This is a genomic window from Inhella inkyongensis (genome assembly GCF_005952805.1).
GTDB lineage: Bacteria > Pseudomonadota > Gammaproteobacteria > Burkholderiales > Burkholderiaceae_C > Inhella > Inhella inkyongensis.
Genome location: NZ_CP040709.1, coordinates 1,371,723 through 1,393,038, shown reverse-complemented (window position 1 = coordinate 1,393,038; position 21,316 = coordinate 1,371,723). Strand labels below are relative to the sequence as shown.

The following is a 21,316-nucleotide window of genomic DNA, read 5'->3' as shown; positions in this document are numbered from 1 at the left end:
GAGGGGGGCACTGAGCGGGGCCACTGAGCGGGGCCGCAGAGCGGTCCGGATAATGCGCCGCATGCATTGCCTGATCGCCTGGCCTGCTGGCCACCGCGCCGGCCCCTCCCTGCCCCCCTTGTTGACCCGGCTGCTCAGCACCTGGGAGCCCCAGAGCTGGCCCTGGGGCGGCGAGGCCGAGGCCTTGGACACTCCCTTTGAGCGCGCCCTGGCCGAGTTGCGCGGCGACGCCGCCCCTTGCGCAGCGGCCCGGGCCGCGCAGGCTGTCGGACTATCCGCCGGTCTAGCCCCCGGCCCCTGGGCGCTCTTGTCGCCCCTGCATCTGCAGCTGGACGCGCAGCAGGCCGTGGCCCTGCCGATCACCGACCTGCAGCCCGCAGAGTCGGCAGCCCTGTTCGAGGCCCTGAGCGTGCTGTTCCCCGCCGCAGAAGGCTGGCGGACCCAGACCCTGCCGGAAGGGGGCTGTGGAACCTGGCTGCTGGCCCATCCACAGCTGGAGTCGCTGCGCGTGGCCAGCCTGGCGCGCGTGGTGCAACGCCCCCTCACCCCCTGGCTGCCCAGCGAGCGCTGGCTGCGCCGGCTGCAGAACGAAGCCCAGATGCTGCTGCACGATCACCCGGTCAACCAGGCCCGCGAGGCCCAGGGGCGGCTGCGCGTGAACTCGGTCTGGCTCTGGGGCAGCGGCAGCGCGCTCAGCCGCTCTCCTGGAAGCGCGCCCGCACCGGCCGATCTGCATCTGTGGCCCGAGGTGAGCGACTGGGAGGCGCTGGACCGTGGCCCCATCGCCGCCCTGCTGCAAGCCGCGGCGCAAGGCCAGGCCGCGCGGCTGACCCTGGCCGGCGACGCGCGCTGCCTCAGCTGGCTGGCGCCCAAGCCCGGGTGGCGCTGGCCCTGGCAACGTCGTCGACAGACTGACCTGTCCCCCCTGCTCCAAAGCCTGGACGAATTCCTTTGAGCCCGCTTCGAATCACGGCCCGCACGGCCGCGCCCCGTGTCGCCTATGCCTTGGAGCAGCAGGGCCTGCCGCCCCTGCTGGCCCGCCTGTTTGCCGCCCGCGGCGTGCAGTCCGCCCAAGAGCTGGACCCCGACCTCGCGCAGCTGCACCCGCCCGCCGAGCTGAAGGGCAGTGCCGCCGCCGCCACGCTCTTGGCCGATGCCTTCTCGCAAGGCCTGCGCCTGTGCGTGGTGGCCGACTACGACTGCGACGGCGCCACCGCCTGCGCCACCCTGCTGCGCGGCCTGCAGCTCTTGGGCGCTGCCCCCGAGCAACTTGACTACGTGGTGCCCGACCGCGCCGTGCATGGCTATGGCCTGACGCCGGCCATCGTCGACCTCGCCCTCGCCCAGGGCGCCCAAGTCCTGATCACCGTGGACAACGGCATTGCCAGCCTGGAGGGCGTGGCGCACGCCAAGGCCTGCGGCCTGCAGGTGCTGGTGACCGACCACCACCTATGCGCGCAAGACAGCACGGGCGCCATCCTGCTGCCGGCCGCGGACGCCATCGTCAACCCCAACCAGCCCGGCTGCACCTTCCCCAGCAAAGCCCTGGCCGGCGTGGGCGTGGCCTTTTATGTGCTGTTGGCCCTGCGCGCCGAGCTGCGCCAGCGCGGCGCCTTTGAGGGCCAGGCGCAGCCGCGCCTGGATGGCCTCTTGGACCTGGTGGCCCTGGGCACCACGGCCGATGTGGTCAAGCTCGACGCCAACAACCGCCGCCTGGTGGCCCAGGGGCTCAAGCGCATCCGCGCCGGGCAAATGCAAGCCGGCGTGCGCGCGCTGTTCGAAGTGGCCGGCCGCGACGCCACGCGCGCCAGCAGCCAGGACTTCGGCTTCGCATTGGGCCCTCGCATCAATGCCGCCGGGCGTCTGTCCGACATGCGCCTGGGCATCGAGTGCCTGCGCACCGACGACCCCGTGCGCGCCCTCGTGCTGGCCCAGCAGCTGGACGCCATCAACCGCGAACGCCGCGGCGTCGAGGCCGAGATGCGCGAACGCAGCGAAGAGCTGCTCGAACGCCTGATGCCCCAAGGTGATCCCCCCCTGGCCCTGGCCCTGTTTGACGAGAGCTTTCACGAGGGCGTGGTCGGCATCCTGGCCGGGCGGCTCAAGGACGCGCTGCACCGCCCCTGCTTCGTATTCGCGCGCGGGGCGGACGGCCGCCTCAAAGGCTCGGGCCGCTCCATCCCCGGCTTTCATCTGCGCGACGCCCTGGACCTGCTGGCCAAGCGCGAGCCCGATCTTCTGGCCAAGTTCGGCGGCCACGCCATGGCGGCCGGTGCCACCCTGGCCGTCGAAGACCCGACCCGCTTCGAGGCCAGCCTGCGCGCCATCGCCAGCGAATGGCTGGGGCCGGAGCAACTGGCGCGCGAACTGCGCCACGACGGCGGCCTGGAGCACGAGACTGTCACCCTGGCGCTGGCTGAGCAGCTCGACGCCCAGGTCTGGGGCCAGGGCTTCGAGGCGCCGCTGTTTGTTGACCGCTTCCAGGTGCTGAACCAACGCCTGGTCGGCAGTGGCCACCTCAAGCTGCGCCTGCGGCTGGGCAACAGCGGCCCCGAGCTCGACGCCATCTGGTTCCGCCGCGATCAGACCCTGGAAGGCAGCCCCGTGCGCCTGGCCTACCGGCTGGCACGCGACAGTTATCAGGGGCAGGCGCGCTTGCAGGTGATGGTGGAGGCCCTGGCCTGATCGGGGACGAAGCGGGCCCCATGGTCAGGCATTGCTAGGCTCCAGAGCCCCCTACGACCGCTGGCCCGCTGGAGGGCAAAAGGCAAGACTTGACCCTGGCCCCCTAGCCCCGAATAGGCGACCTGATACAGGCCGAGTTGATCCCTGAACAGCGAGGGCATGCTCATGGCAATCGCATTGAAATGTTCAGGGCCTCCGGTGCAGTGGCCCAAGCGCATCCTGCAACACCACGCCCCCGATCACGGTGTAAGTCAACTTGATGCTTTGACCTGTCTCACTGTTTTTGGCCTCTACCCGCACGCTTTGCACGGCATTGAGCGTTGCGGCCATCGGTGCTACGACGTCGTCTGGGAAGTACTGCACCTGATAGGTGCCGGCCATACCGGCCTGTGTTGTGGTCATTTTCCCCTGACCAAAGGTAACGGATCGATGGCCTTGTCCGGTGCTGCCAGTCCAAGTGCCTTCCATACCGGCTGGCGGCTTGGCTGGGTCAGCGGCTTTGCTGCAGCCCACCACCAGCCAGGCCAGAGCCAGTACGGCACCCAACGTTTTCTTCAGTCCCATTGTTTTCTCCAGCTTTAAGTCGCAAGTCCCGACAAGCACTGCGAGTGCGCATCGGGGGCGGCCACGCCTGCTAGGGCGCCGAGGTCGGGTTTTGCGCCGAATTCATGCCGAACGACAAGTGGCCTTATCTACAGGCATGAAATGAAAGGCCCCAAATCAGGGGCCTAAGCCTTACTTCACCTTGGGTTTAGGCGGAGTGGGCGCCGGCGCAGGACGGCGGATGGTCTCCACCACATGCGTTCGAGGCTGCTGTCGTGCTTGTTGCACGGTTGTGAACTGGCCGGTGCCAGCATGGCGTCCGATCTTGGACATGGCGCTTTCCTTTCACTTAAAAGGTCAACGGAGGACGTCCAATCAATCGGGGGATTCCGCATAACCTGGCAAAAGACTGCCACGCTATGCTTCGAACCCCTGACCCCATCAGGACGCGAAAGGCCGTGTCAACCGATCCGGCCAATCATGCGCCACCCTTGGTTCCCGCCTTGGGTGGCGCCCCTATTAGCACTCCACTATCTGGAATGCCAGCCGACTATATCTAGTGAGATTGGCGGCCACAACCACTAGCCCTAGCGTGTTGCCCGCTTGACAGAATCCGGCTTTTGCGGCTGCTGGACTGTCTAGATATCCAGTTAGGGTATTGGGGGCTTGCAATCCAGCATTTCGTTAAATTCACCCCCACCCTACACCGCCCCCTCCAACGCCACAAATTCCTCCTCCACATACCTCGCCAACCGCTGCAGATTCGGCAAGGCGTCGGTGGCGATCAGGCCGAAGTTCAGCTGCCCGGCATAGCTGAAGAGGGTGATGTTGATCAGGTGCGTGGGCGGCAGGGTGGAGACCGGGTGCATCTCGCGCACCTGGGCACCTTTCAGGTAGAGGAACTCGGCCGGGCCGGGCACGTTGGAGACGGTGGCATTGCCCATGGGCGTGACCACGTCGGCGAGCTTGAACATATCGGCCAGCTGGCCCAGCACGCCGGTCAGGATGGTGTAGGTCTCGATGGCCTCGGGGGCGACGGCGTCGATCATGGTGCGCACATTGCGCAGTGAGTAGCCGACATTGCGCAGGCGCACATAGGCGTCGTCGGTGGGCGGTGAGAGGTCCACCAGGATGATGCCGATCTTGTTGCCGGCGCCCTTCTCGCCCTCGCGCCGCAGATTCACCGGCATCTGGATGGTGATGGGGCGGTCCAGCGTGATGCCCTCGTCCTTCAGGTAGCGGTGCATGGCACCGTCCAGGCAGGTCAGGGCCACATGGTTGAGGGTGGCGCGGGCCTTGGCGCGCACCTTGGCAATGCGCTCCATGGGCACGGCGGCGGTGGCCAGCTGGCGGCCGGGCGTAGCGGTGCCTGTGAAGGGCGTGGCGCCGCTGGCCATGAAGGGCAAGGCAATCGCGTTCTTGGTGAGCTTGACGGCCTCCAGCGCCAGCATGGCACCCAGGCGCGAAATGCCCACGGCGCGCTTGCTGTTGGCGGTGATCTGCTTCCAGACTTTGCCGATGAGCTGCAGATTGATGGGGCTGCGCGGCGCGGCGCCGGCCGCCCCCCCTGACCCTCGGCGGCGGCGCAGGTGGTCGGTGGCCCAGACCGGGCGCAGTTCGAGCTCATCGGGCTCGGTGCTCAGGGCCTCAGAACCCCAGCGCGTCATGGTGATGCCGTCCGCATAGGCGTGGTGCATCTTGTAGTAGATGGCGAACTGGCCGTCCCAGAGGCCGTCGATGACATGCACCTCCCACAGCGGGCGGCTGCGGTCCAGCACGGGCTGGTGCAGCTCGCTCACGTGCGCATAGAGGTCCTCGCGCTGGTTGCGGCCGCGCTTCAAACGATGGAAGAACAAGTGCTGGTCCAGGTCCACCGCTTCGGCCTTGCGCCAGCTGGGCAGCAAGCCGGCGCCCACGAACTGGATCACGCGGTTGAAGGGCGGCTGGACCTCGGTGTGCTCCCGCAGTTCATCGAACAACTCGCGCGCGAATTTCACGCTGCTGCCCTTGGGCCGCGCCAGGATGTGCAGGCCGGCCACATGCTTGGGGCTGGCGGCGGTCTCGGCCACAAAGAAGGCAAGGTCCAGCAAGGAGAGTCGGCTCATGGTGGGGCGATTCCTTTGTCAAGCAAGGCTGCGAGCATAGGGCTTCGATAATGCCGCTCATGCCCTTGCGCCCTGCCGATTTGAACCCCCTGACCAATGCCGACCTGCATTGCCACTCCAGCGTCAGCGATGGCACTTTGGCACCCGAGGTCGTGGCCGCGCGCGCGGCCGCACAGGGCGTGCAACTCTGGGCCTTGACCGATCACGACGAGGTGGGCGGTGTGGCGCGCGCGCGCGCCGCTGCGCTGGCGGCTGGCATGGCCTTCCTGAGCGGGGTAGAGATCTCGGTCAGCTTTGCCGGCAAGGTGGTGCACATCGTCGGCCTCGGGTTTGACGAGACCGACCCGCAACTGCTGCAGGGCCTGCAAACCACACGTGGCGGGCGCGAACAGCGCGCGCGCGAGATGGCGGCGCAGCTGGCGCAGGTGGGCATCCACGGGGCGTTCGAGGGGGCGCTGCAGCATGTGGGCAACCCCGATCTGATCTCGCGCACGCACTTTGCGCGCTTCCTGGTGGAAAACGGCCACTGCCGCGACGTGCCCGAGGTCTTCCGCCGCTTTCTCACGCCAGGCAAGCCCGGCTATGTGGAACACCGCTGGGCTGCGCTGGCCGACGCACTGCGCTGGATTCACGAGGCAGGTGGCCTGGCGGTGATCGCCCACCCGGCGCGCTATGGCTTCACACCCAACGAGGAGTGGGGCCTGATCAACGACTTCATCGCCCACGGCGGCCGGGCGGTGGAGGTGGTGACGGGCAGTCACTCGGATCTAGATGCCCTGCGCTGGACCGAGCAGGCGCTGGAGTTCGGCCTGCTGGCCTCGCGCGGCAGCGACTTCCACTCGCCCGAGGAAAGCCGCACCGAACTGGGCAGCCTGCCGGCGCTGAGCGGCCGGCTGCAGCCGGTGTGGATGGCGCTTCAGGCGCGCATCGACTTTCCGCCAATCAAGCCGCAATAGACCAGGCCGCAATAGACCAAGCCGCAATAGATCAGGCCCCAGTGAGGGACTGACCTGCCAACTCCACCGGCCCATACCAGGCGCGCACCGAGCCGCCGGTGTTGTCGGCGTCGCTCATCAGGGCCACCGACTGCAAGCGGCCGGGCGGCTCGCCAAAGGCGCGCTGGTAGTCCAAGTCCAGACGGCGGCGGTGCTCGCGCCAGCGGCCCAGGTGTTCCGTCCCGGTGTCCACCACGATCTTGCGCACGCGGTCGGTGCGCGGGTTGTGGATCACCGTCTCCAGCGGGGCCTGGCGCTCCCACACATACATCAGGGTGGCAAAGGGCGGGGGCTCGCCCGTCAGCAACTCGGCCAGCTCAAAAAGCGCGCGGTTGCGCGCACTGAGACGGCTGCGGTCGCCGTCAAAGGCAAACAGCACCCGCACCACGGCGTCCTCGCGCCCGGCGTCGCGCACATCAGAGCGCGGCAGCAGGCTCTGCACCCACCAAGAAAAGTTCACCTCGCCCAGCGCCTCGGGTGCCAGGTCCAGGGGGCGGCGCCACAGGCTGGCCGAGCCCTCGGCGCGGGCCTCGATGGCGGCGCGCCCCTCCTTGACCGTGGTGCGGTAGAGGCTCGCCTTCTTGCCCGGCAGCCGCACATGGCTCCAGCCATCGGCAGCTTCCAGCGGCGGGGAGGGTAGGCTGACGCAGCCCGTCAAACCCAACACCGCGCCGCCCAGAAAAGTACGCCGCCCCATCTCAGACAATCCCGTCATGGCCCAGTTCTTTGAAGTTCATCCTGACAACCCGCAACTGCGCTTGCTCAAGCAAGCTGCGCAGATCCTGCACAAGGGCGGCCTGGCCGCCATTCCCACCGATTCGAGCTATGCCCTGGTCTGCCACCTGGACGACAAGGCCGCTGCCGAACAGCTGCGCCGCGTGCGCGGGGTGGATGACCGCCACCATTTGACCCTGCTGTGCCGTGATCTGTCCGAACTGGCCAGCTATGCCATGGTGGACAACCGGCAATATCGCCTGCTCAAGCACGCCACGCCGGGGGCCTACACCTTCATCCTGCCCGCCACCAAGGAGGTGCCGCGCCGGCTCTCGCACCCCAGCCGCCGCACCATCGGCCTGCGGGTGCCGGATTGCCGCGTCACCCAGGCCTTGCTGGAAGAGCTGGGCCAGCCGCTGCTGGCAACCACCCTGATCCCCCCCGGCGAGGACGAGCCGCTCAATGAGGCCAGCGAGATCCGGGCGCGTTTCGAGCACCAGTTGCAGGCCATCGTCTGCATCGGCGCCTGCCCGCGCGAGCCCACCACGGTGGTGGACCTGACCGGCCCCGAGCCGGAGCTGGTGCGCAGCGGCCGGGGCGACCCCGCTGTTTTGGGCCTATGAACTGCGGGGCTTGACCGCCTGCAGGGCCTTGAGCAAGGCCTCGGGCTCAAAGCCGCGCTGCGCCACCTGACCCCGCACCATGAAGGTGGGCGTGCCCTGGGCGCCAGTGCGCTGGTAGTCGGCCGCACACGCAGCATCGCGCTCGATCAGGCATTCTTGGTAGGGCACCTGGGCCTTTTCAAGCCACTGGCGTGCGGCCCAGCAAAAGCGGCAAGTCTCTGAGCCCAGCATGCGCAGGTCGCCCGGCTGCGCCACGGCCCGCAGGGCGCTGGCCAACTCCTCATCCACCGCCTCGCGGCGCGCTTGCAAGCCATGCGCCACGCCCATGGCCACGACGATGACGGCCAGGACCTGCCACCAATCGCGCCAGCGGCGAGGGCTTTCGGAACTCACGGGGCGCTCCGCGCGGCAGTGACCACCATCTCCACCCGCCACTCGGGCTTGGCCAGCTGGGCCTGCACCGTGGCGCGCGGCGGCGCAGCGCCGGGCTGCACCCAGGCATCCCACACCGCATTCATGCCGGCGTAGTCAGCCAAGTCGGCCAGATAAATTTCCACCCGCAGCAAGTGCGCCTTGCTGGAGCCGCATGAGCCAAGCAGGCGATCCACCATGCCCAGCACCTCGGTGGTCTGGGCCGTGATGTCCTGCCCCGCCGTGGCCTCGGCCACCTGGCCGGCCAGGTAGATCACACCGTTGTGGATGGCGGCCTCGCTGTAGCGCGCGGCCATGCCGATGCGTTCAATCGTGCTCATGACTTCTTGGCTCCCAGCCGGGGTTCGGTGCCGGCCATCAGACGTTTGAGGTTGGCCTCGTGGCGCCAGATCAGCAGCAGGCCCATCAGGCCTGCTGCCCCCACCACCGGCCCGAAGCCCCAGATCAACATTTGGTAGAAGGGCGCAAACCCCGCAGCCGCCACCGAGCCCAGCGACACCAGGCGGGTGAAGTACACCAGGATCACCCAGGTGGCCAGGGTGGCCAGTCCCAGGATGGGATTGAGCGCAAACAAAGCACCGGCCGCCGTGGCCACGCCCTTGCCGCCTTTGAAGCGGAAGAACACCGGCCACAGATGGCCCAGGAAGGCGCCCACCGCCACCAAGGCGGCCGTGCCCTCGCCCAGGCCCAGCGGCGCGCCCCACAGGAACACGGCCAGCACCGGCAAATAGCCCTTGAGCGCGTCAAACACCAGGGTCAGCACGGCGGCGGCCTTGTTGCCGCTGCGCAGCACATTGGTAGCCCCCGGGTTGCCCGAGCCATAAGAGCGCGGATCGGCCAGGCCCATCAGGCGGCTGAAGATGACGGCAAAAGAGAGCGAGCCGATCAGATAGGCCAGCAAGGCGGCCAGCAAGGGGGTCAGGGTTGCGTTCATGGGTGGGGTCGATGGGCCGTCCCGAGACCACAAGGGCCCCCTCGGGGGGTGGCGACTAAAAGGAGACTGGGGGCACGCACCTCGCTATTGTGGCGACGCGCAGTCCACTTCCCGGGCCCCCAGGGCATTCACAAGCACCTGGGGCTCGATGCCCACCAAAAAGCCGCGCCGCCCGCCATTGATGCAGATGCGCGGCAACTCCAGCACCGTGCGCTGCACATAGATGGGCAGGGCCTTGCGCAGACCAAAGGGCGAGGTGCCGCCCACCTGGTAGCCGCTGTGGCGCTGCGCCACCTCCGGCTTGCAGGGCTCCACTTTCTTGCAGGGGATTTGCCGCGCCAGTTCCTTGAGGCTGACCTGGCAATCGCCGTGCATCAGCACCACCAGGGGCTTGGCCGCCTCGTCCTGCATCACCAGGGTCTTGACGACGGCATGCTCGTCCACGCCAAGTTGGCGCGCGGACTCGGCCGTGCCGCCGTGCTCCACATAGTCGTAGGGATGTTCGGTGAAAGGCACGCCGTGGGCGCGCAACCAAGTTGTCGCTGGGGTGGCCGGCGTGGCGCTGACATGCGTGGTTTTCTTACTCATGGCATGGCATTGTGGTGCGGTCAGAATGCGCGGCCCTTCGTCACCTGCTCTGCCTTGGTCTACCAGCCCCCTCGCCGCCCTGCCCTGCCCGCGCTCGCGGTGCTGGCCCTGCATTTGGGAGTGGGCGGCGTGCTCATTCAGCAGCGCAGCCTGCCCGAGCCGAAGCCCGCCCGTGTGGAACTGCGGCTCATCGAGCTGACCCCGCCGCCGCGCGCCGTGGAGCCGCCCTCACCTCGGCCCCTTGCCCGATCCCCCACAGCGCTCCCGCCTCGGATGGCCACGCCGGAGGCGGCCACCCTGCCCATTCCCGAATTCGCCATCGCAGCACCCGGACCGAATGCCATCACGGTGCTGGCAAGCCCTTCTGCGGCGGCCTCCTCTGTGGCTGCGCCGAGTACGGCCAAGGCGCCCCTCAATCTGGCCCTGCCCAAGGACTGGAAGCCTGATGCGCGCAACACCCCGGCACAGCAGGCCATTCACGACCCGCGCGCCAACAGCCCGCGCCTCAGCGCCGAGCAAAAACTGGCCAGGCGCATCGGCAACGAGGCCGAAGTCATTGAAATGGCCGACGGTGGCACCATGACGCGCCGCCCCGATGGCAGCTGCACCCGTGTGCACACCAACCGCGCCAATGCCCTCTTCGCCATGGATGGCCCGGTGGGCATCAACACGCAGGGCAGCTGTTTCAATGACAAGCCCGGCTCCGCCATCCAACACGCCCGACCGCGATGAACTACGCCCCCAAGCGCCAGCCGCAATCCGAGTTCCGCAGCCTGCGAGCCTTGCGCCAACACGCCCTGCACTGGCCCGGCCAGGGCAGTCCCCTGGTGCTGCTGCATGGCTGGATGGATCTGGCCGCCTCGTTCCAGTTTCTGGTGGATGCGCTGGACACCGAGCGCCCGATCTGGGCCCTGGACTGGCGCGGCTTCGGGCAGAGCGAAGGCGCGGGCCGTGACGCCTATTGGTTTGCGGACTACCTGGGCGATCTCGAAGCCTGGCTGGACCTGATCAGCCCGACCGAACCGGTGGACCTGCTGGGCCACAGCATGGGCGGCAATGTGGCCATGCTCTATGCCGGCGTGCGGCCGCAGCGGGTGCGCCGACTGGTGAATCTGGAAGGCTACGGCCTGCCCGACAGCCCGCCCGAACAGGCCCCCGAACGCATGGCGCGCTGGCTGGACGAGTTGCGTGAGCCCGCGCGCCTCGCGCCCTACGCCGACCTGGATGCCGTGGCCGCGCGCCTGCGCAAGACCAACCCGCGCCTGGCCCCCGAGCGCGCCGCCTGGCTGGCCACGCAGTGGAGCCGCCCCGGCGCTGGCGGCGAAGTTGGCGGCCGTGAGCTGTGCGCCGACCCGGTGCACAAGCGCAGCCATGCGGTGCTCTACCGCCGTGCCGAGGCGCTGGCCTGTTGGGCGCGCATCACGGCCCCCGTGCTCTTCATTGAGGGCGAGGACGACAGCCTGGCGGCCTACTTCGGCCGCCGCTACCCGCGCAGCGACCTGCTGGAGCGCCTGGCCGTGGTGCCGCAGCTGCGCCATGAGCGCCTGAGCGACTGCGGCCACATGCTGCATCACGACCGCCCCGAAGCGGTGGCCGCCCTGCTGCAGGAATTTCTAGGGCCTGTTCACACTAATGGAGGCCAGCGCGTTGCCATCCAGACGGGGCGCCAACGCGGCGCGAAGTGAAGCTGGGGCTCACTGCCCCAGCGAGCTTTGCAACAAAGTGGGCGCCCTTTCTGGTGGCAACCCGGAGGGAAAGGGTCTTGCCGGCCGCCATCCGTCGTTGCACGGCTCGCCCAGGCGTCCAGCCTGGGCAGCGCCGCGCGCCTAGGCTGCCAGCTGGCAAGACCCTTTCGCGTGGCCTCGCTTAGTGTGAACAGGCCCTACTTCGGGTCTGAACCCAGCTGCCAGATGCGCAGCAGGCGTTCGTAGGCGATGGTGCGTCCGCCGGGCTTCTCGTTGGCCAAGCGCGCCTGCGCCGCGCCAGGCAGAGCGCGCCACTGGGCCTCGGGCAGAGGGGCGCGCAACTGCGGCGCGCAGGGCCCCTTCTGGCTGCGCGCCAGCTCACCCAGGGCGCCATCCATGGCGCCAGCCAGATCGTCCATGGCCTGCTGGGGCTTGAGCCTCCCGGCCGTGGCCTCGCCCACGTGCTGCCACCACAGCTCGGCCAGGCGCGGGTAGTCGGGCACATTGGGGCCGGTGGGGGTCCAGTACACGCGCGCCGGGCTGCGGTAGAACTCCACCAAACCCCCCAGGCGCGGCGCCAGCCGCGTGAGCGCGGCCGAGCGGATGTCGCTGTCGCGGATGAAGGTCAGTCCGGCCAGGCTTTTGGCCAGCGAGACCGTCTTGCAAACGCAGAACTGCGCATACAGCCAGGCCATGCGGCGCTGCTCAAGGGCGCTGTTCTTCAGCAAGGTCCAGGCGCCCACGTCCTGATAGCCGCGCTGCATGCCCTCGCGCCAATAAGCCCCATGCGGCGAGGGTGCCACCCGCCACTTGGGCAGGCCATTGGCATGGTTGACCGGCAGCCCGCGCTGCGACATGGCGGCCGTAAAGGCGGTGTACCAGAAGATCTGCTGCGCGATGGCGCCCTGCCCCGGTACCGGGCCGGCCTGGTTGAAGTCCATCTGCAGCGCACCGGGTGGTGCAAAGCGGCGCATCCAGTGCAGATAGCGATCCAAGGCATAGACCGCGGCCGGGCTGTTGGTGCCGCCGCCGCGCACCACGCTGGCCCCCACCGGGCGGCAGCCCTCCATGCGGATGCCCCATTCGTCCACCGGCAGGCCATTGGGATAGCCTTCGCTGCCCTGACCGGCCATCGAGAGCCAGGCATCGGTAAAGCGCCAGCCCAAGCTGGGGTCGCGCTTGCCGTAGTCCATGTGGCCGTAGATGCGGCGGCCATCCAGTTCGCGCACCTCATCGGTGAAGAACTCGGCAATGTCTTCGTAGGCCGACCAGTTCAGTGGCACACCCAGGGGGTAGCCATAACGGGCCTGAAAACGCCGCTGCAGATCGGGTCGGCTGAACCAGTCATGACGGAACCAATAGAGGTTGGCGAACTGCTGATCGGGCAACTGATAGAGGTCGCCATTGGGCGCCGTGGTGAAGGCCAGGCCGATGAAGTCCTTCAGGTCCAGCGTCGGCAAGGTCTGTTCGCGCCCCTCGCCGCGCATCCAGTCGCTGAGTACCACCGTGGCGTCGTAGCGCCAGTGGGTGCCGATCAGATCGCTGTCATTGACGAAGGCGTCGTAGAGCGCCGAACCGCCCTGCATCTGCTCGCGCAGGCGGCGCACCACATCGCCCTCGGGGCGCAGTTCATGCTCGACTTGGATGCCGGTGAGCTGCGCGAAGGCAGGCGCCAGCACGCGTGCCTCGTACTCGTGGGTGGCGATGATCTCGGACAGCACCCGGATGCGCCCGCCGCGAAAGCGTTGGGCCGCTTGCGCAAACCAGTCCAACTCGGCCTGCTGCTGCGTGCGACTCAAAGTGCTGGGCTGGAAGCGCTCGGGCCCCGGCGCGGCCGCTTGCGCGCGCCCCATCAGCCAAGGTGCGCCCAGGCCCGCCAGCAGGCTGTCACGCCGCTTCACGCCTGCGGCCCCGCCAGTACCTCGGGGCGCAAGCCGTAGCGCGCCAGCATCTGGCGATACTCCGGGCCGCGCTTGTACCGCTGCAGCGCCAATCCGAAGCGCTCGGCCAACAGCGCATGCCCGCGCTGGCGCGAGAAGCCCATGTAGAGGCGACCCGGCGCAATGGGCGCGGCATCGGCCCGCAGCTGCTCACTCCAGCCCTCGCGCTGGATCAGGTACTCCCCCACGGCCGCGTGCACCAGGGCCAGATCAACGCGCCCCGCCAGCAGCTTGCGCAGGCTTTGCTCGTGCGTGGCCGATGCCTCGCGCTGGAAGTAGCTGGCGGCGCTGAAGTCGGGCGGGTGCCGATAGCCCGCCAACACCGCCACCCGCTTGCCCTTGAGGGTGAACAGGCCGTCAAACAAGAAGGGCCGATCCGCGCGGAAATAGAAGTGGCTGTAGGCGGTGCTCAGCGGCTCATCGGGGAAGGCCAGCATCTCCTCGCGCTCGTTCAGCCCGCCGCGGCTGACGCCGAGCACGGCATCCAGTACGCCCTCTTCCAAATCCAGCAGCGCCCGCTTCCAAGGCAGGATGCTGATCTCCAGCGTCTGGCCCAGGCCCGCCATCACCCGGCTGACCAACTCCACATCCAGGCCCTGCACGCGCCCATCGGCTTGATGGGTAAAGGGCGGAAAGCTCTCAGCCGCCACCCGCAAGGGGGCGGCTTTGGCCAGCGCGCTGCGGCTGGCCAGTCCGCTCAAGGCCCAAGGCAGATGACGACGCATCAGCGTCATGGCGATTCCCTGCATGGCGAGAGCCCAAGCTTATGCGCAGCCGCCCGCCTGCCCACCGGGGTTCACCCCAGCCAGCGCCGGGCTTCCAGCAGTTCGTGGGCGCAGGCCCAAGGCGAGCGCCCGGCGGCCTTGGCACGCCAGCGCGGCCACAGGCACTGCAGCAGCTCCGCCGTGACCCAGGCGTCGCTGCTGGCACGATGACGCTGGCTGGCGGCCAGAGCAAAGGGCTCCAGCCACTGGTCCAGGGTGCGGCGTTCCGGCCATTCTGGATAGAGCGCCCGCGCCAGCACCGCCAGGTCCAGCCAAGGCTCAGGCCAACCCAGGCCCCCATCCACCCGCAGGCGCCGCCACTCGCGGTCGAGCATGCCGGCGTCAAAGGCCGCATGGAAGGCCAAGCAGGGCGCACCATCAACAAAGGCATGCAGGGCCTTGAGCGCCGCCACCGGCTCCACCCCGCCCCCCTGCTCGCCCTGCCCGATTCCATGCAGCAGGATGTTGCGGCGTGCCACGGCATCCAATGCCAAGCCGGGCGGTGCCTGCAGCACCACCTCGAAGCTGTCCTCCACATTCAGCACGGGCGCGCCCTGCTGCCAGCGCACGCCCACCGCCGCCGCAGCAATCAGACGGTCATTGAGGATATCCAGCCCACTGGTCTCGACATCGATGACCACCCAGCGTGTCGCCGCCAAGGCATGACGGGCGCTGGCACGGCGGCGGCGCCAATCGCCCCAGGCCTGCTGCAGGCCGTTCATGTTTTCAAGAATTCCATCTGGAGGCGCTGCTGCAAGCGCTGGGCCACACGCAGCGAAACGCGCAGGGTGCGGCGGTCCAGATCATTGAGGGCCCGCATGGGCACCCAATTGGCGTTGTCGGGGTCCGCCGCCGCCTCCATATGGGCGCGCAGGCGCAGGCCTTGCAAAAACTCGAAGGCCGCCGTCCAGCCCTCGCGCTCGGGGGCGGCGACGCCCAGGGCCTCACCGGCGCGCAGCAGGCGCTCGCGCGTGCCCAGGGCCTCCAGGCCTTGGGACAGGGCCAGGATGCGCCCCGCCTCGACAAACACCGCCGTGCCGCCGGCCTTCAGGTCCAGCCCTTCCTGACCGTTGACGGTCTGCGGGTCCAGCGCGCCGCGCCAGGACAGCGGCACCTTGCCGCGCAAGGCGGCCTCGGTCAGCAGATGCAGGAAGCGCGCCCCAGCCGGGCCGCGCGCCACCGCCCGCAGCGGCTCGGCCAACTCGGTGGCGCCGGCCAAGGCGCGGGCGTCGAAGTAGATCGAGGCCGCCAGCAACTCCTCGGGCGTGCCGCGCGCCAGCCAGGACTGAAAACGCTCGCACCACTCCTGCACCGAGGCACAGCAGGCCGGCTGGGACGCCATCACACCGCCCTTGCAGAGCGGAAAGCCGCAGTCCGCCAGGCTGGCGCACACCGCCTCGCCCAGGGCCAGCCAGCGCGGCCGCTCCAGCTCCGGGTTGTCGCTCTGGAAGACGATGCCGTTATCCTGGTCCGTGGCCAGGGTCTGCTCACCTCGACCCTCACTGCCAAAGGCCAGCCAGGCGGCCTGCTTCAGGCTCAGACCCAGGCGCTCGGCGTGGATCTGCACCAGGCGCTCGGTCAACAAATCGTTCAAGTGCGCGATCAGGGCGGTCAGCGTGCGCGCACCCACGCCCTGGGCGCCCAGATGGCGGGCCAGCTCGCGGATGCGCGGCGCCAGATCGCGCAACTCAGCCTCATCCTGCGCGGCGCGCAGGTCCGCCCCGATGCGCTGCACCGACATGCGCGAGAGCGCAAACAGATCGCGCTCCGAGACGATGCCCACCAGACGCTGCTGACCGGGCTCGCCCTCCACCACCGGCACATGCCGCAGGGTGAAGCGGCTCATCAAGAGCGCGGCATCCTGCGCCGTGTGGTCCACGCTCAGGGTGCGCAGCGGCTGGCTCATCACCCGCTCGATGGGCGTGGACAGCGAGCGCTGCGGCAGGGTGATGCGCTCCAAAAGGTCGTCGCGCGTCAGGATGCCCAAGGGGCGCTGCTGGGCATCGACCACCATCACCGAGCCCACGCGTCGGCCGGCCATGGCGCGCAACGCCAACTCCAGCGGCATGTCGGGCGGCACGGCCAGCGGGTTCTTGCGCATCAGCTCCCCCAGGGGCCGCTCCATGGACTGCTCGGCCAACGCCGCCTGGGTGGCCTGGCGCGCCTGTTCGCGGCTGGCCAGCTGGATCAGCTGTAGCACCCGCTCACTCAGGTGCGCGGCCAGCGGTGGACTTTGCGCGGCCACCGTGCGCACCACCTCGGCCGGCAAGCTCCAGGCGAACACATCGGTCTCAGCGCTGTAGGTCGCCGTCACCGTGCGACCCTGCATCAAGGCGGCCATGGGGAAACAGTCGCCGGCCTCGTACTGCCAACCCTGCCCGGGGTTGTCCAGCTCGGCCAGGCCGCGCTGGGCGGTCACCACGCCCGAGCGCAGCACGAACAGACGCTGCGCCGGCCCATCCTGGGGTGAGGCGATGCACTCGCCTGGCGCGTAATACATCACCTCGGCGGCCCGCACCAGCTGCTCCAGCGGCGCCGGGGCCATGGCGTCAAAGGGATGGTGCTGGCGCCACTGGGCCAGCTGCTGGGCCAGCAGATGGGCCGATGGTTGTGGCTCGGACATGCGGTGCTCCCAAAAAGAGACGGCCCCGCATGCTGCGGGGCCGTCGAGGATCAGGCCTTGCGGCCGATCAAGCCTTGCCCAACTTCAGATCAGGGTAGCGCACATGCTCCACCAGCTCCTGGGTTTCACGACCCGGGGCCGGGGTGATCAGGCTGACCAGGATGATCACGGCGAAGCCCAGCGGCACGCCGAACAGACCGGCGCTGATGGGCAGGATGCCCCACCACAGCTCCACCGGCGAGGTGACACCAAACACCGAGCGCAGCCAGGGCTGGGTCATCACCATGTAGTAGAAGGTGATGCCCAAACCGGCGGCGATGCCGGCGCTCGCCCCCCATTTATTGGCGCGCTTCCAGAACACCCCGAGCACCAGAGCCGGGAAGAAAGCCGCCGCCGCGAAGCTGAAGGCCGCCGACACCAGGAACAGGATGTCCGCCGGTTTTTGCGCTGCTACCGCCGCAGCCAGCAGAGCCACCATCAACAACAGGATCTTGCTGATGGTGACGCGCCGCGCCGTCGAGGCATTCGGGTCGATCATCTTGTAATAGACGTCATGGCTGAGCGCGTTGGCGATGGTCAGCAACAGACCGTCCGCCGTGGACAGTGCTGCAGCCAGGCCGCCGGCCGCCACCATGCCCGAGATCACATAAGGCAGGCCGCCGATCTCCGGGGTGGCGAGCACGATGATGTCGCCGCCGATCTTCATCTCGCCGAGCTGGAAGATGCCGTCCTTGTTGACATCGGCCACCGACAGCAAGGTGGGATCGACCTTGGCCCAACTGGCGATCCAGGCTGGCAACTGGTCGAACGGCGTCCCCACCAGGTTGTTGAAGACCTCGAACTTCACCAGCACGGCCAGCGCTGGCGCCGTGAAGTACAGCAGGAAGATGAAGAACAGCGACCAGGTCACCGACTCCCGTGCCTCCTTCACCGAGGGCGTGGTGTAGTAGCGCATCAGGATGTGCGGCAGCGCAGCCGTGCCCACCATCAAACAAAACACCAGGGCCAGGAAGTTGCGCCGATCGACATCAAACGCGGCTTGCGCCTTGGCGTCGCCATTCGGATCACCCTTGAACTGCGCCGCATGCGCGGGCATGCCGGCCAAAGGCTTGGCGCGATCCTCATTCGCCTTCTTGGCCTTGGTCCAGGCCTCCTTGGCCGCCGCTTCGTCTTTGGGCACCGCCGCCAGCGCCTTTTCGGCGGCCTGGATGTCGGCCAAGGGCCCATTGGCGGCCTTCAGCTCATTCAGGCGGTTCTCGGCCGCTGCGCGGTCGGCTGCCAGCGCACCGGGCACATCCTTGAGCTTGGCGTCGATTTCAGCGGCGCGGGCCTTGAAGATCGCAATGACCTCCTGCTCCTTCGGGTCGGCCATGATCAGCTTTTCCTTGGCCGTGACCTTCTCCAGCTGATAGCCGTAGATGACCTGAGGGATCGGCACGCCGGTTTGCTTCACTGACAGCCAGGCCACCGGGATCATGTAGGCAATGATCAAAATGATGTACTGGGCCACCTGGGTCCAGGTGACGGCCCGCATGCCGCCCAGGAAGGAGCACACAAGGATGCCGGCCAAGCCGGCAAAGATACCGACCGTGAACTCCAGCCCCGTGAGCCGTGCGGTGATCAGGCCCACGCCATAGATCTGCGCCACCACATAGGTGAAGGAGCAGAGGATGGCAGCGGCCACACCCAGAATGCGCGGCAGATTGCCCTCGTAGCGCGCGCCCAGGAAGTCAGGGATGGTGAACTGGCCGAACTTGCGCAAATAGGGCGCCAGGAACAAGGCCACCAGGCAGTAGCCGCCGGTCCAGCCCATGATGAAGGCCAGACCGCCATAGCCGCCCAGGTAGAGCGTGCCGGCCATGCCGATGAAGCTGGCGGCGCTCATCCAGTCCGCGCCCGTGGCCATGCCGTTGTAAACCGCTGGCACACGCCGGCCGGCCACGTAGTACTCGCTGGCATCGCTGGTGCGGCTCATGAAGCCGATACCGGCGTAGAGCAGCACGGTGGCGGCCAGGAAGGTCAGGCCGATGGCCTGGCGCGACAGACCCATCTGCTCGGCGATGGCCAACACGATGATGAACACCACAAAGCCGCCGGTGTACCAACCGTAGACCTTGTTGAGCTGCTTTTTGAAGGCGGCGTTGGCCGCCTTGCTGCTGCCGCCTGAGGCGGCTTCTGGAGCGAGTCCGGCCATATCAGTCCCCTTCCGCGACGCCGTGTTCAATGTCCAGCTTGTTCATATAGCTGGCATAGAACCAGATGATCAGCACATAGATGATCAAAGCGCCCTGCGAGGCCATCCAGAAACTGAAGGGCCAACCAAAGAACGTGAAACTCAGTTCACGGGCATAGAAGGCGACCCCATAGGTCACCACGAACCAGATGGCCAACAACACTGCGGTAATGCGCAGGTTCTTCTGCCAATACTGGCGATGCGTGTCGGATAACTGCATGGTCTCCTCGGCTTCGCTGGGTTGTAAATGCCGGCCGTGAAGCCGACGCAGGGGGAAAGCGATTCAGGTCCGCAGCTCTTGGGCCAGCGCCGCCGCGACTTGGGGCTCAAAGCCGCGCAGGTGTTCGACGATGCGCTGCGCTTCTTGCGGCTGCTGCTGGCTATGGTGCGCGCGGGCCAATTGCGTCCAGCCATAGGGGCTCAGGGGTTGGAGCTCGGTGTTGCGCTTGAAAGCCTCAATGGCAGACGGGATCTGCCCCATCTGCAGGCGAACCAAGCCGAGGCCGTACCAGGCGCGGTCGAGCTTGGGGTCCAAGGCCACTGCACGGGCCATGGCGCGCTCGGCCTCGGGCCAGTCGCCCAGCTTTTCCAGCACATAGCCCAGATTGAAAGCCGCGCCGGCCTGATCGGGCTGCAGTTGGCAGAGCTGGCGCAGATCGGCGGCGGCCAGCCGCAACGCCTCGGGCGCGGAGCTTTGCGCCAGCAGGTGCGCCCGGGTGGCGAGGGCAAAGCCATCTTGCGGCGCCTGGGCCCGCATGGTCTGCAGAACCTGCAGGGCCAGGGCCCGCAGCCCGAGCAGCAACAGCAGCCAGACCGCCGCCCGCAAGAGGATCATTGGCATTGCTGCACCCCGATCTGTACACAGGTTTGGATCTTGAGCAGCGTGGCAATCACCCAGGTGGAAAGCAGCAGCGCGGCCGCGGCCAGGGGGATGTGGCGGTCCAGTACCTGGCGCGGGCTGATCCAGCGCGTCAGGCGCTGCACCGGGGCGGTGACGATGCCCAGCATTTGGTAGAACACATTGCGCTCGCGCTGGCGACCGGCCAGCAGTCCGAGCAACCAGCGACCCAGCAGCGCCATCAGCGCGATCTCGGCCAAGAGCTTCAGGATGGAGATGGTGAGCAGCGTCATGGACACCCCCTTCTTTGGGATGGCGGACATGGTGCGCCGTGCAGTCTTACGGCTTTCTGACAAAGCCCGCCATCCACGCGTAAGTCCCCGGCAGGGCTTTCCCGCAGGAGTGGCATGCGAGAATCCGCGCCTTCTGTCGGCCCCCGGCGCCCCTGCTGCGCCAACCCCTTCGGGGCCCAAACACCTTGCTGGAAACACCATGGACGCCGAACGCATCAATGCCTTGGGCACGTTGATCAATGACCTCCGTGCGCGCACCGACGCGCTACGGGGGTATCTTTGACTACGACCGCAAAGCCCTGCGACTGAACGAGGTCAACGCCGCCCTCGAAAACCCTGCCGTCTGGAACGAGCCCAAGCGGGCCCAAGAACTGGGCAAGGAAAAGCGCGAGCTCGACCGCGTGGTCGAGACCATCAATCACCTCGAAGCCAACCTTGGCGACAACCTTGAGCTCTATGAAATGGCCAAGGAAGAAGGTGATTTCGATTCCATCGAAACGCTGGAAGGCGAGACTGCGAAGCTGACGGCCACCGTCGAAGAGTTCGAGTTCCGCCGCATGTTCAACAACCCGGCGGACCCGAGCAACTGCTTCATCGACATCCAGGCCGGCGCCGGCGGCACTGAAGCCTGCGACTGGGCCGGCATGCTGCTGCGCCAGTACCTGAAGTACTGCGAGCGCAAGGGCTTCAAGGCCACGCTGGAAGACGAGACCCCGGGCGATGTGGCCGGCTTGAAGAGCGCCACCATCAAGGTCGAGGGCGAGTACGCCTTTGGCCTGCTGCGCACCGAGACCGGCGTGCACCGCCTGGTCCGCAAGAGCCCGTTCGACAGCTCGGGCGGCCGCCACACCAGCTTCGCCTCGCTCTTCGTGTACCCGGAAATTGATGACTCGATCGAGATCGACATCAACCCGGCCGATGTGCGCACCGACACCTTCCGCGCCAGCGGCGCCGGCGGTCAGCACATCAACAAGACCGACTCGGCCGTGCGCCTGACCCACATCCCGACCGGCATCGTGGTGCAGTGCCAGGACGGTCGCAGCCAGCACAGCAACCGCGATGTGGCCTGGAAGCGCCTGCGCTCGCGCCTGTACGACCACGAGATGCGCAAGCGCCAGGAAGAGCAGCAGAAGCTGGAAGACACCAAGACCGATGTCGGTTGGGGTCACCAGATCCGTAGCTATGTGCTCGACCAGAGCCGCATCAAGGACCTGCGCACCAACGTCGAGACCTCGAACACCCAAAAGGTGCTGGACGGCGACCTAGACCTTTTCATCACTGCCTCCCTGAAACAGGGAGTCTGATCCATCCAGCCCGGCAC

22 protein-coding genes are annotated in these 21,316 nt (G+C 67.7%); 7 read left to right on the top strand and 15 right to left on the bottom strand.

The genetic code is table 11. The features are described 5' to 3' along the window. The first annotated feature begins 61 nt into the window (after nucleotides 1-61). Nucleotides 62-955: a hypothetical protein gene (locus FF090_RS06870; RefSeq protein WP_138856024.1), complete on the top strand. Its 894-nt coding sequence runs from the start codon at nucleotides 62-64 to the stop codon at nucleotides 953-955. Next, the gene (gene recJ / locus FF090_RS06865) at nucleotides 952-2,685 is read left to right on the top strand and encodes a single-stranded-DNA-specific exonuclease RecJ (protein WP_138856023.1); all 1,734 of its coding nucleotides are present in this window, start codon (nucleotides 952-954) and stop codon (nucleotides 2,683-2,685) included. The genes FF090_RS06870 and recJ overlap by 4 nt, the downstream gene beginning before the upstream one ends. A 186-nt stretch (nucleotides 2,686-2,871) precedes the next feature. Here recJ and FF090_RS06860 read toward each other — a convergent pair whose 3' ends face one another. After that, nucleotides 2,872-3,249: a hypothetical protein gene (locus tag FF090_RS06860; RefSeq protein ID WP_138856022.1), complete on the bottom strand. Its 378-nt coding sequence runs from the start codon at nucleotides 3,247-3,249 to the stop codon at nucleotides 2,872-2,874. Nucleotides 3,250-3,929: 680 nt separating this feature from the next. Next, complete coding sequence (locus FF090_RS06855; RefSeq protein WP_138856021.1) at nucleotides 3,930-5,333, bottom strand: wax ester/triacylglycerol synthase family O-acyltransferase; 1,404 nt, start codon at nucleotides 5,331-5,333, stop codon at nucleotides 3,930-3,932. A gap of 59 nt (nucleotides 5,334-5,392) precedes the next feature. Here FF090_RS06855 and FF090_RS06850 point away from each other — a divergent pair, with 59 nt between their 5' ends. Continuing rightward, on the top strand, nucleotides 5,393-6,289 hold the full coding sequence (locus FF090_RS06850) for a 3',5'-nucleoside bisphosphate phosphatase (RefSeq protein WP_138856020.1): 897 nt from the start codon (nucleotides 5,393-5,395) through the stop codon (nucleotides 6,287-6,289). A 31-nt stretch (nucleotides 6,290-6,320) separates the two neighbouring features. Here the strand turns inward: FF090_RS06850 and FF090_RS06845 are convergent, their stop codons facing one another. Beyond that, entirely contained in the window at nucleotides 6,321-7,043 is a 723-nt protein-coding gene (locus tag FF090_RS06845; protein WP_246071534.1) for a DUF3047 domain-containing protein, read from the bottom strand. On the opposite strand from FF090_RS06845, the gene FF090_RS06840 reads away from it, so the two are divergent. Next, complete coding sequence (locus FF090_RS06840) at nucleotides 7,042-7,665, top strand: L-threonylcarbamoyladenylate synthase (RefSeq protein ID WP_138856019.1); 624 nt, start codon at nucleotides 7,042-7,044, stop codon at nucleotides 7,663-7,665. The two genes, FF090_RS06845 and FF090_RS06840, sit on opposite strands and share 2 nt — an antisense overlap. Here the strand turns inward: FF090_RS06840 and FF090_RS06835 are convergent. From FF090_RS06835 to FF090_RS06820, 4 genes are all read right to left on the bottom strand, one after another. Further along, complete coding sequence (locus tag FF090_RS06835) at nucleotides 7,660-8,058, bottom strand: glutaredoxin family protein (protein WP_138856018.1); 399 nt, start codon at nucleotides 8,056-8,058, stop codon at nucleotides 7,660-7,662. The two genes, FF090_RS06840 and FF090_RS06835, sit on opposite strands and share 6 nt — an antisense overlap. Then, complete coding sequence (locus FF090_RS06830) at nucleotides 8,055-8,417, bottom strand: RidA family protein (protein ID WP_138856017.1); 363 nt, start codon at nucleotides 8,415-8,417, stop codon at nucleotides 8,055-8,057. Before FF090_RS06830 ends, FF090_RS06835 begins: the two co-directional genes overlap by 4 nt. Continuing rightward, nucleotides 8,414-9,031 carry a glycerol-3-phosphate 1-O-acyltransferase PlsY gene (gene plsY / locus FF090_RS06825; RefSeq protein ID WP_138856016.1) on the bottom strand — a complete coding sequence of 206 codons (618 nt, stop codon included), beginning with the start codon at nucleotides 9,029-9,031 and terminating at the stop codon, nucleotides 8,414-8,416. The genes FF090_RS06830 and plsY overlap by 4 nt, the downstream gene beginning before the upstream one ends. An 84-nt stretch (nucleotides 9,032-9,115) precedes the next feature. Beyond that, nucleotides 9,116-9,619 (bottom strand): aminoacyl-tRNA deacylase, encoded by a 504-nt coding sequence (locus tag FF090_RS06820; RefSeq protein ID WP_138856015.1) that lies wholly within the window; start codon nucleotides 9,617-9,619, stop codon nucleotides 9,116-9,118. A gap of 3 nt (nucleotides 9,620-9,622) precedes the next feature. On the opposite strand from FF090_RS06820, the gene FF090_RS06815 reads away from it, so the two are divergent. Continuing rightward, the gene (locus FF090_RS06815; RefSeq protein WP_138856014.1) at nucleotides 9,623-10,351 is read left to right on the top strand and encodes a hypothetical protein; all 729 of its coding nucleotides are present in this window, start codon (nucleotides 9,623-9,625) and stop codon (nucleotides 10,349-10,351) included. After that, entirely contained in the window at nucleotides 10,348-11,304 is a 957-nt protein-coding gene (locus FF090_RS06810; RefSeq protein WP_138856013.1) for an alpha/beta fold hydrolase, read from the top strand. The genes FF090_RS06815 and FF090_RS06810 overlap by 4 nt, the downstream gene beginning before the upstream one ends. A 197-nt stretch (nucleotides 11,305-11,501) precedes the next feature. On the opposite strand, the gene FF090_RS06805 is transcribed toward FF090_RS06810, so the two are convergent. The 8 genes from FF090_RS06805 to FF090_RS06770 all read right to left on the bottom strand — a co-directional run bounded on the left by FF090_RS06805 (nucleotide 11,502) and on the right by FF090_RS06770 (nucleotide 20,025). Beyond that, on the bottom strand, nucleotides 11,502-13,157 hold the full coding sequence (locus tag FF090_RS06805) for an ABC transporter substrate-binding protein (protein ID WP_138858313.1): 1,656 nt from the start codon (nucleotides 13,155-13,157) through the stop codon (nucleotides 11,502-11,504). A gap of 44 nt (nucleotides 13,158-13,201) precedes the next feature. Then, complete coding sequence (locus FF090_RS06800) at nucleotides 13,202-13,978, bottom strand: substrate-binding periplasmic protein (RefSeq protein ID WP_175423560.1); 777 nt, start codon at nucleotides 13,976-13,978, stop codon at nucleotides 13,202-13,204. A gap of 62 nt (nucleotides 13,979-14,040) precedes the next feature. After that, nucleotides 14,041-14,730, bottom strand: a complete 690-nt coding sequence (locus tag FF090_RS06795; RefSeq protein WP_138856011.1) for a 3'-5' exonuclease — start codon at nucleotides 14,728-14,730, stop codon at nucleotides 14,041-14,043. After that, a complete protein-coding gene (locus FF090_RS06790) occupies nucleotides 14,727-16,631 on the bottom strand; it encodes a DUF294 nucleotidyltransferase-like domain-containing protein (protein ID WP_138856010.1) in 1,905 nt (634 codons plus the stop codon). The genes FF090_RS06795 and FF090_RS06790 overlap by 4 nt, the downstream gene beginning before the upstream one ends. A gap of 67 nt (nucleotides 16,632-16,698) precedes the next feature. Continuing rightward, nucleotides 16,699-18,825: a VC_2705 family sodium/solute symporter gene (locus tag FF090_RS06785; protein WP_138856009.1), complete on the bottom strand. Its 2,127-nt coding sequence runs from the start codon at nucleotides 18,823-18,825 to the stop codon at nucleotides 16,699-16,701. A gap of 1 nt (nucleotide 18,826) precedes the next feature. Continuing rightward, complete coding sequence (locus tag FF090_RS06780) at nucleotides 18,827-19,084, bottom strand: DUF4212 domain-containing protein (RefSeq protein ID WP_138856008.1); 258 nt, start codon at nucleotides 19,082-19,084, stop codon at nucleotides 18,827-18,829. Nucleotides 19,085-19,147: 63 nt separating this feature from the next. Then, nucleotides 19,148-19,705 carry a tetratricopeptide repeat protein gene (locus FF090_RS06775; protein ID WP_138856007.1) on the bottom strand — a complete coding sequence of 186 codons (558 nt, stop codon included), beginning with the start codon at nucleotides 19,703-19,705 and terminating at the stop codon, nucleotides 19,148-19,150. Beyond that, the gene (locus FF090_RS06770; RefSeq protein WP_246071533.1) at nucleotides 19,696-20,025 is read right to left on the bottom strand and encodes a hypothetical protein; all 330 of its coding nucleotides are present in this window, start codon (nucleotides 20,023-20,025) and stop codon (nucleotides 19,696-19,698) included. Before FF090_RS06770 ends, FF090_RS06775 begins: the two co-directional genes overlap by 10 nt. 169 nt (nucleotides 20,026-20,194) lie before the next feature. Here FF090_RS06770 and prfB point away from each other — a divergent pair. Continuing rightward, nucleotides 20,195-21,299, top strand: a protein-coding gene (prfB, locus tag FF090_RS06765; protein ID WP_138856006.1) for a peptide chain release factor 2 whose coding sequence is annotated in 2 segments (ribosomal slippage) — nucleotides 20,195-20,275 and nucleotides 20,277-21,299 — 1,104 coding nt in all. Because the reading frame shifts where the segments join, the coding sequence is not laid out codon by codon here. Nucleotides 21,300-21,316 lie beyond the last annotated feature (17 nt).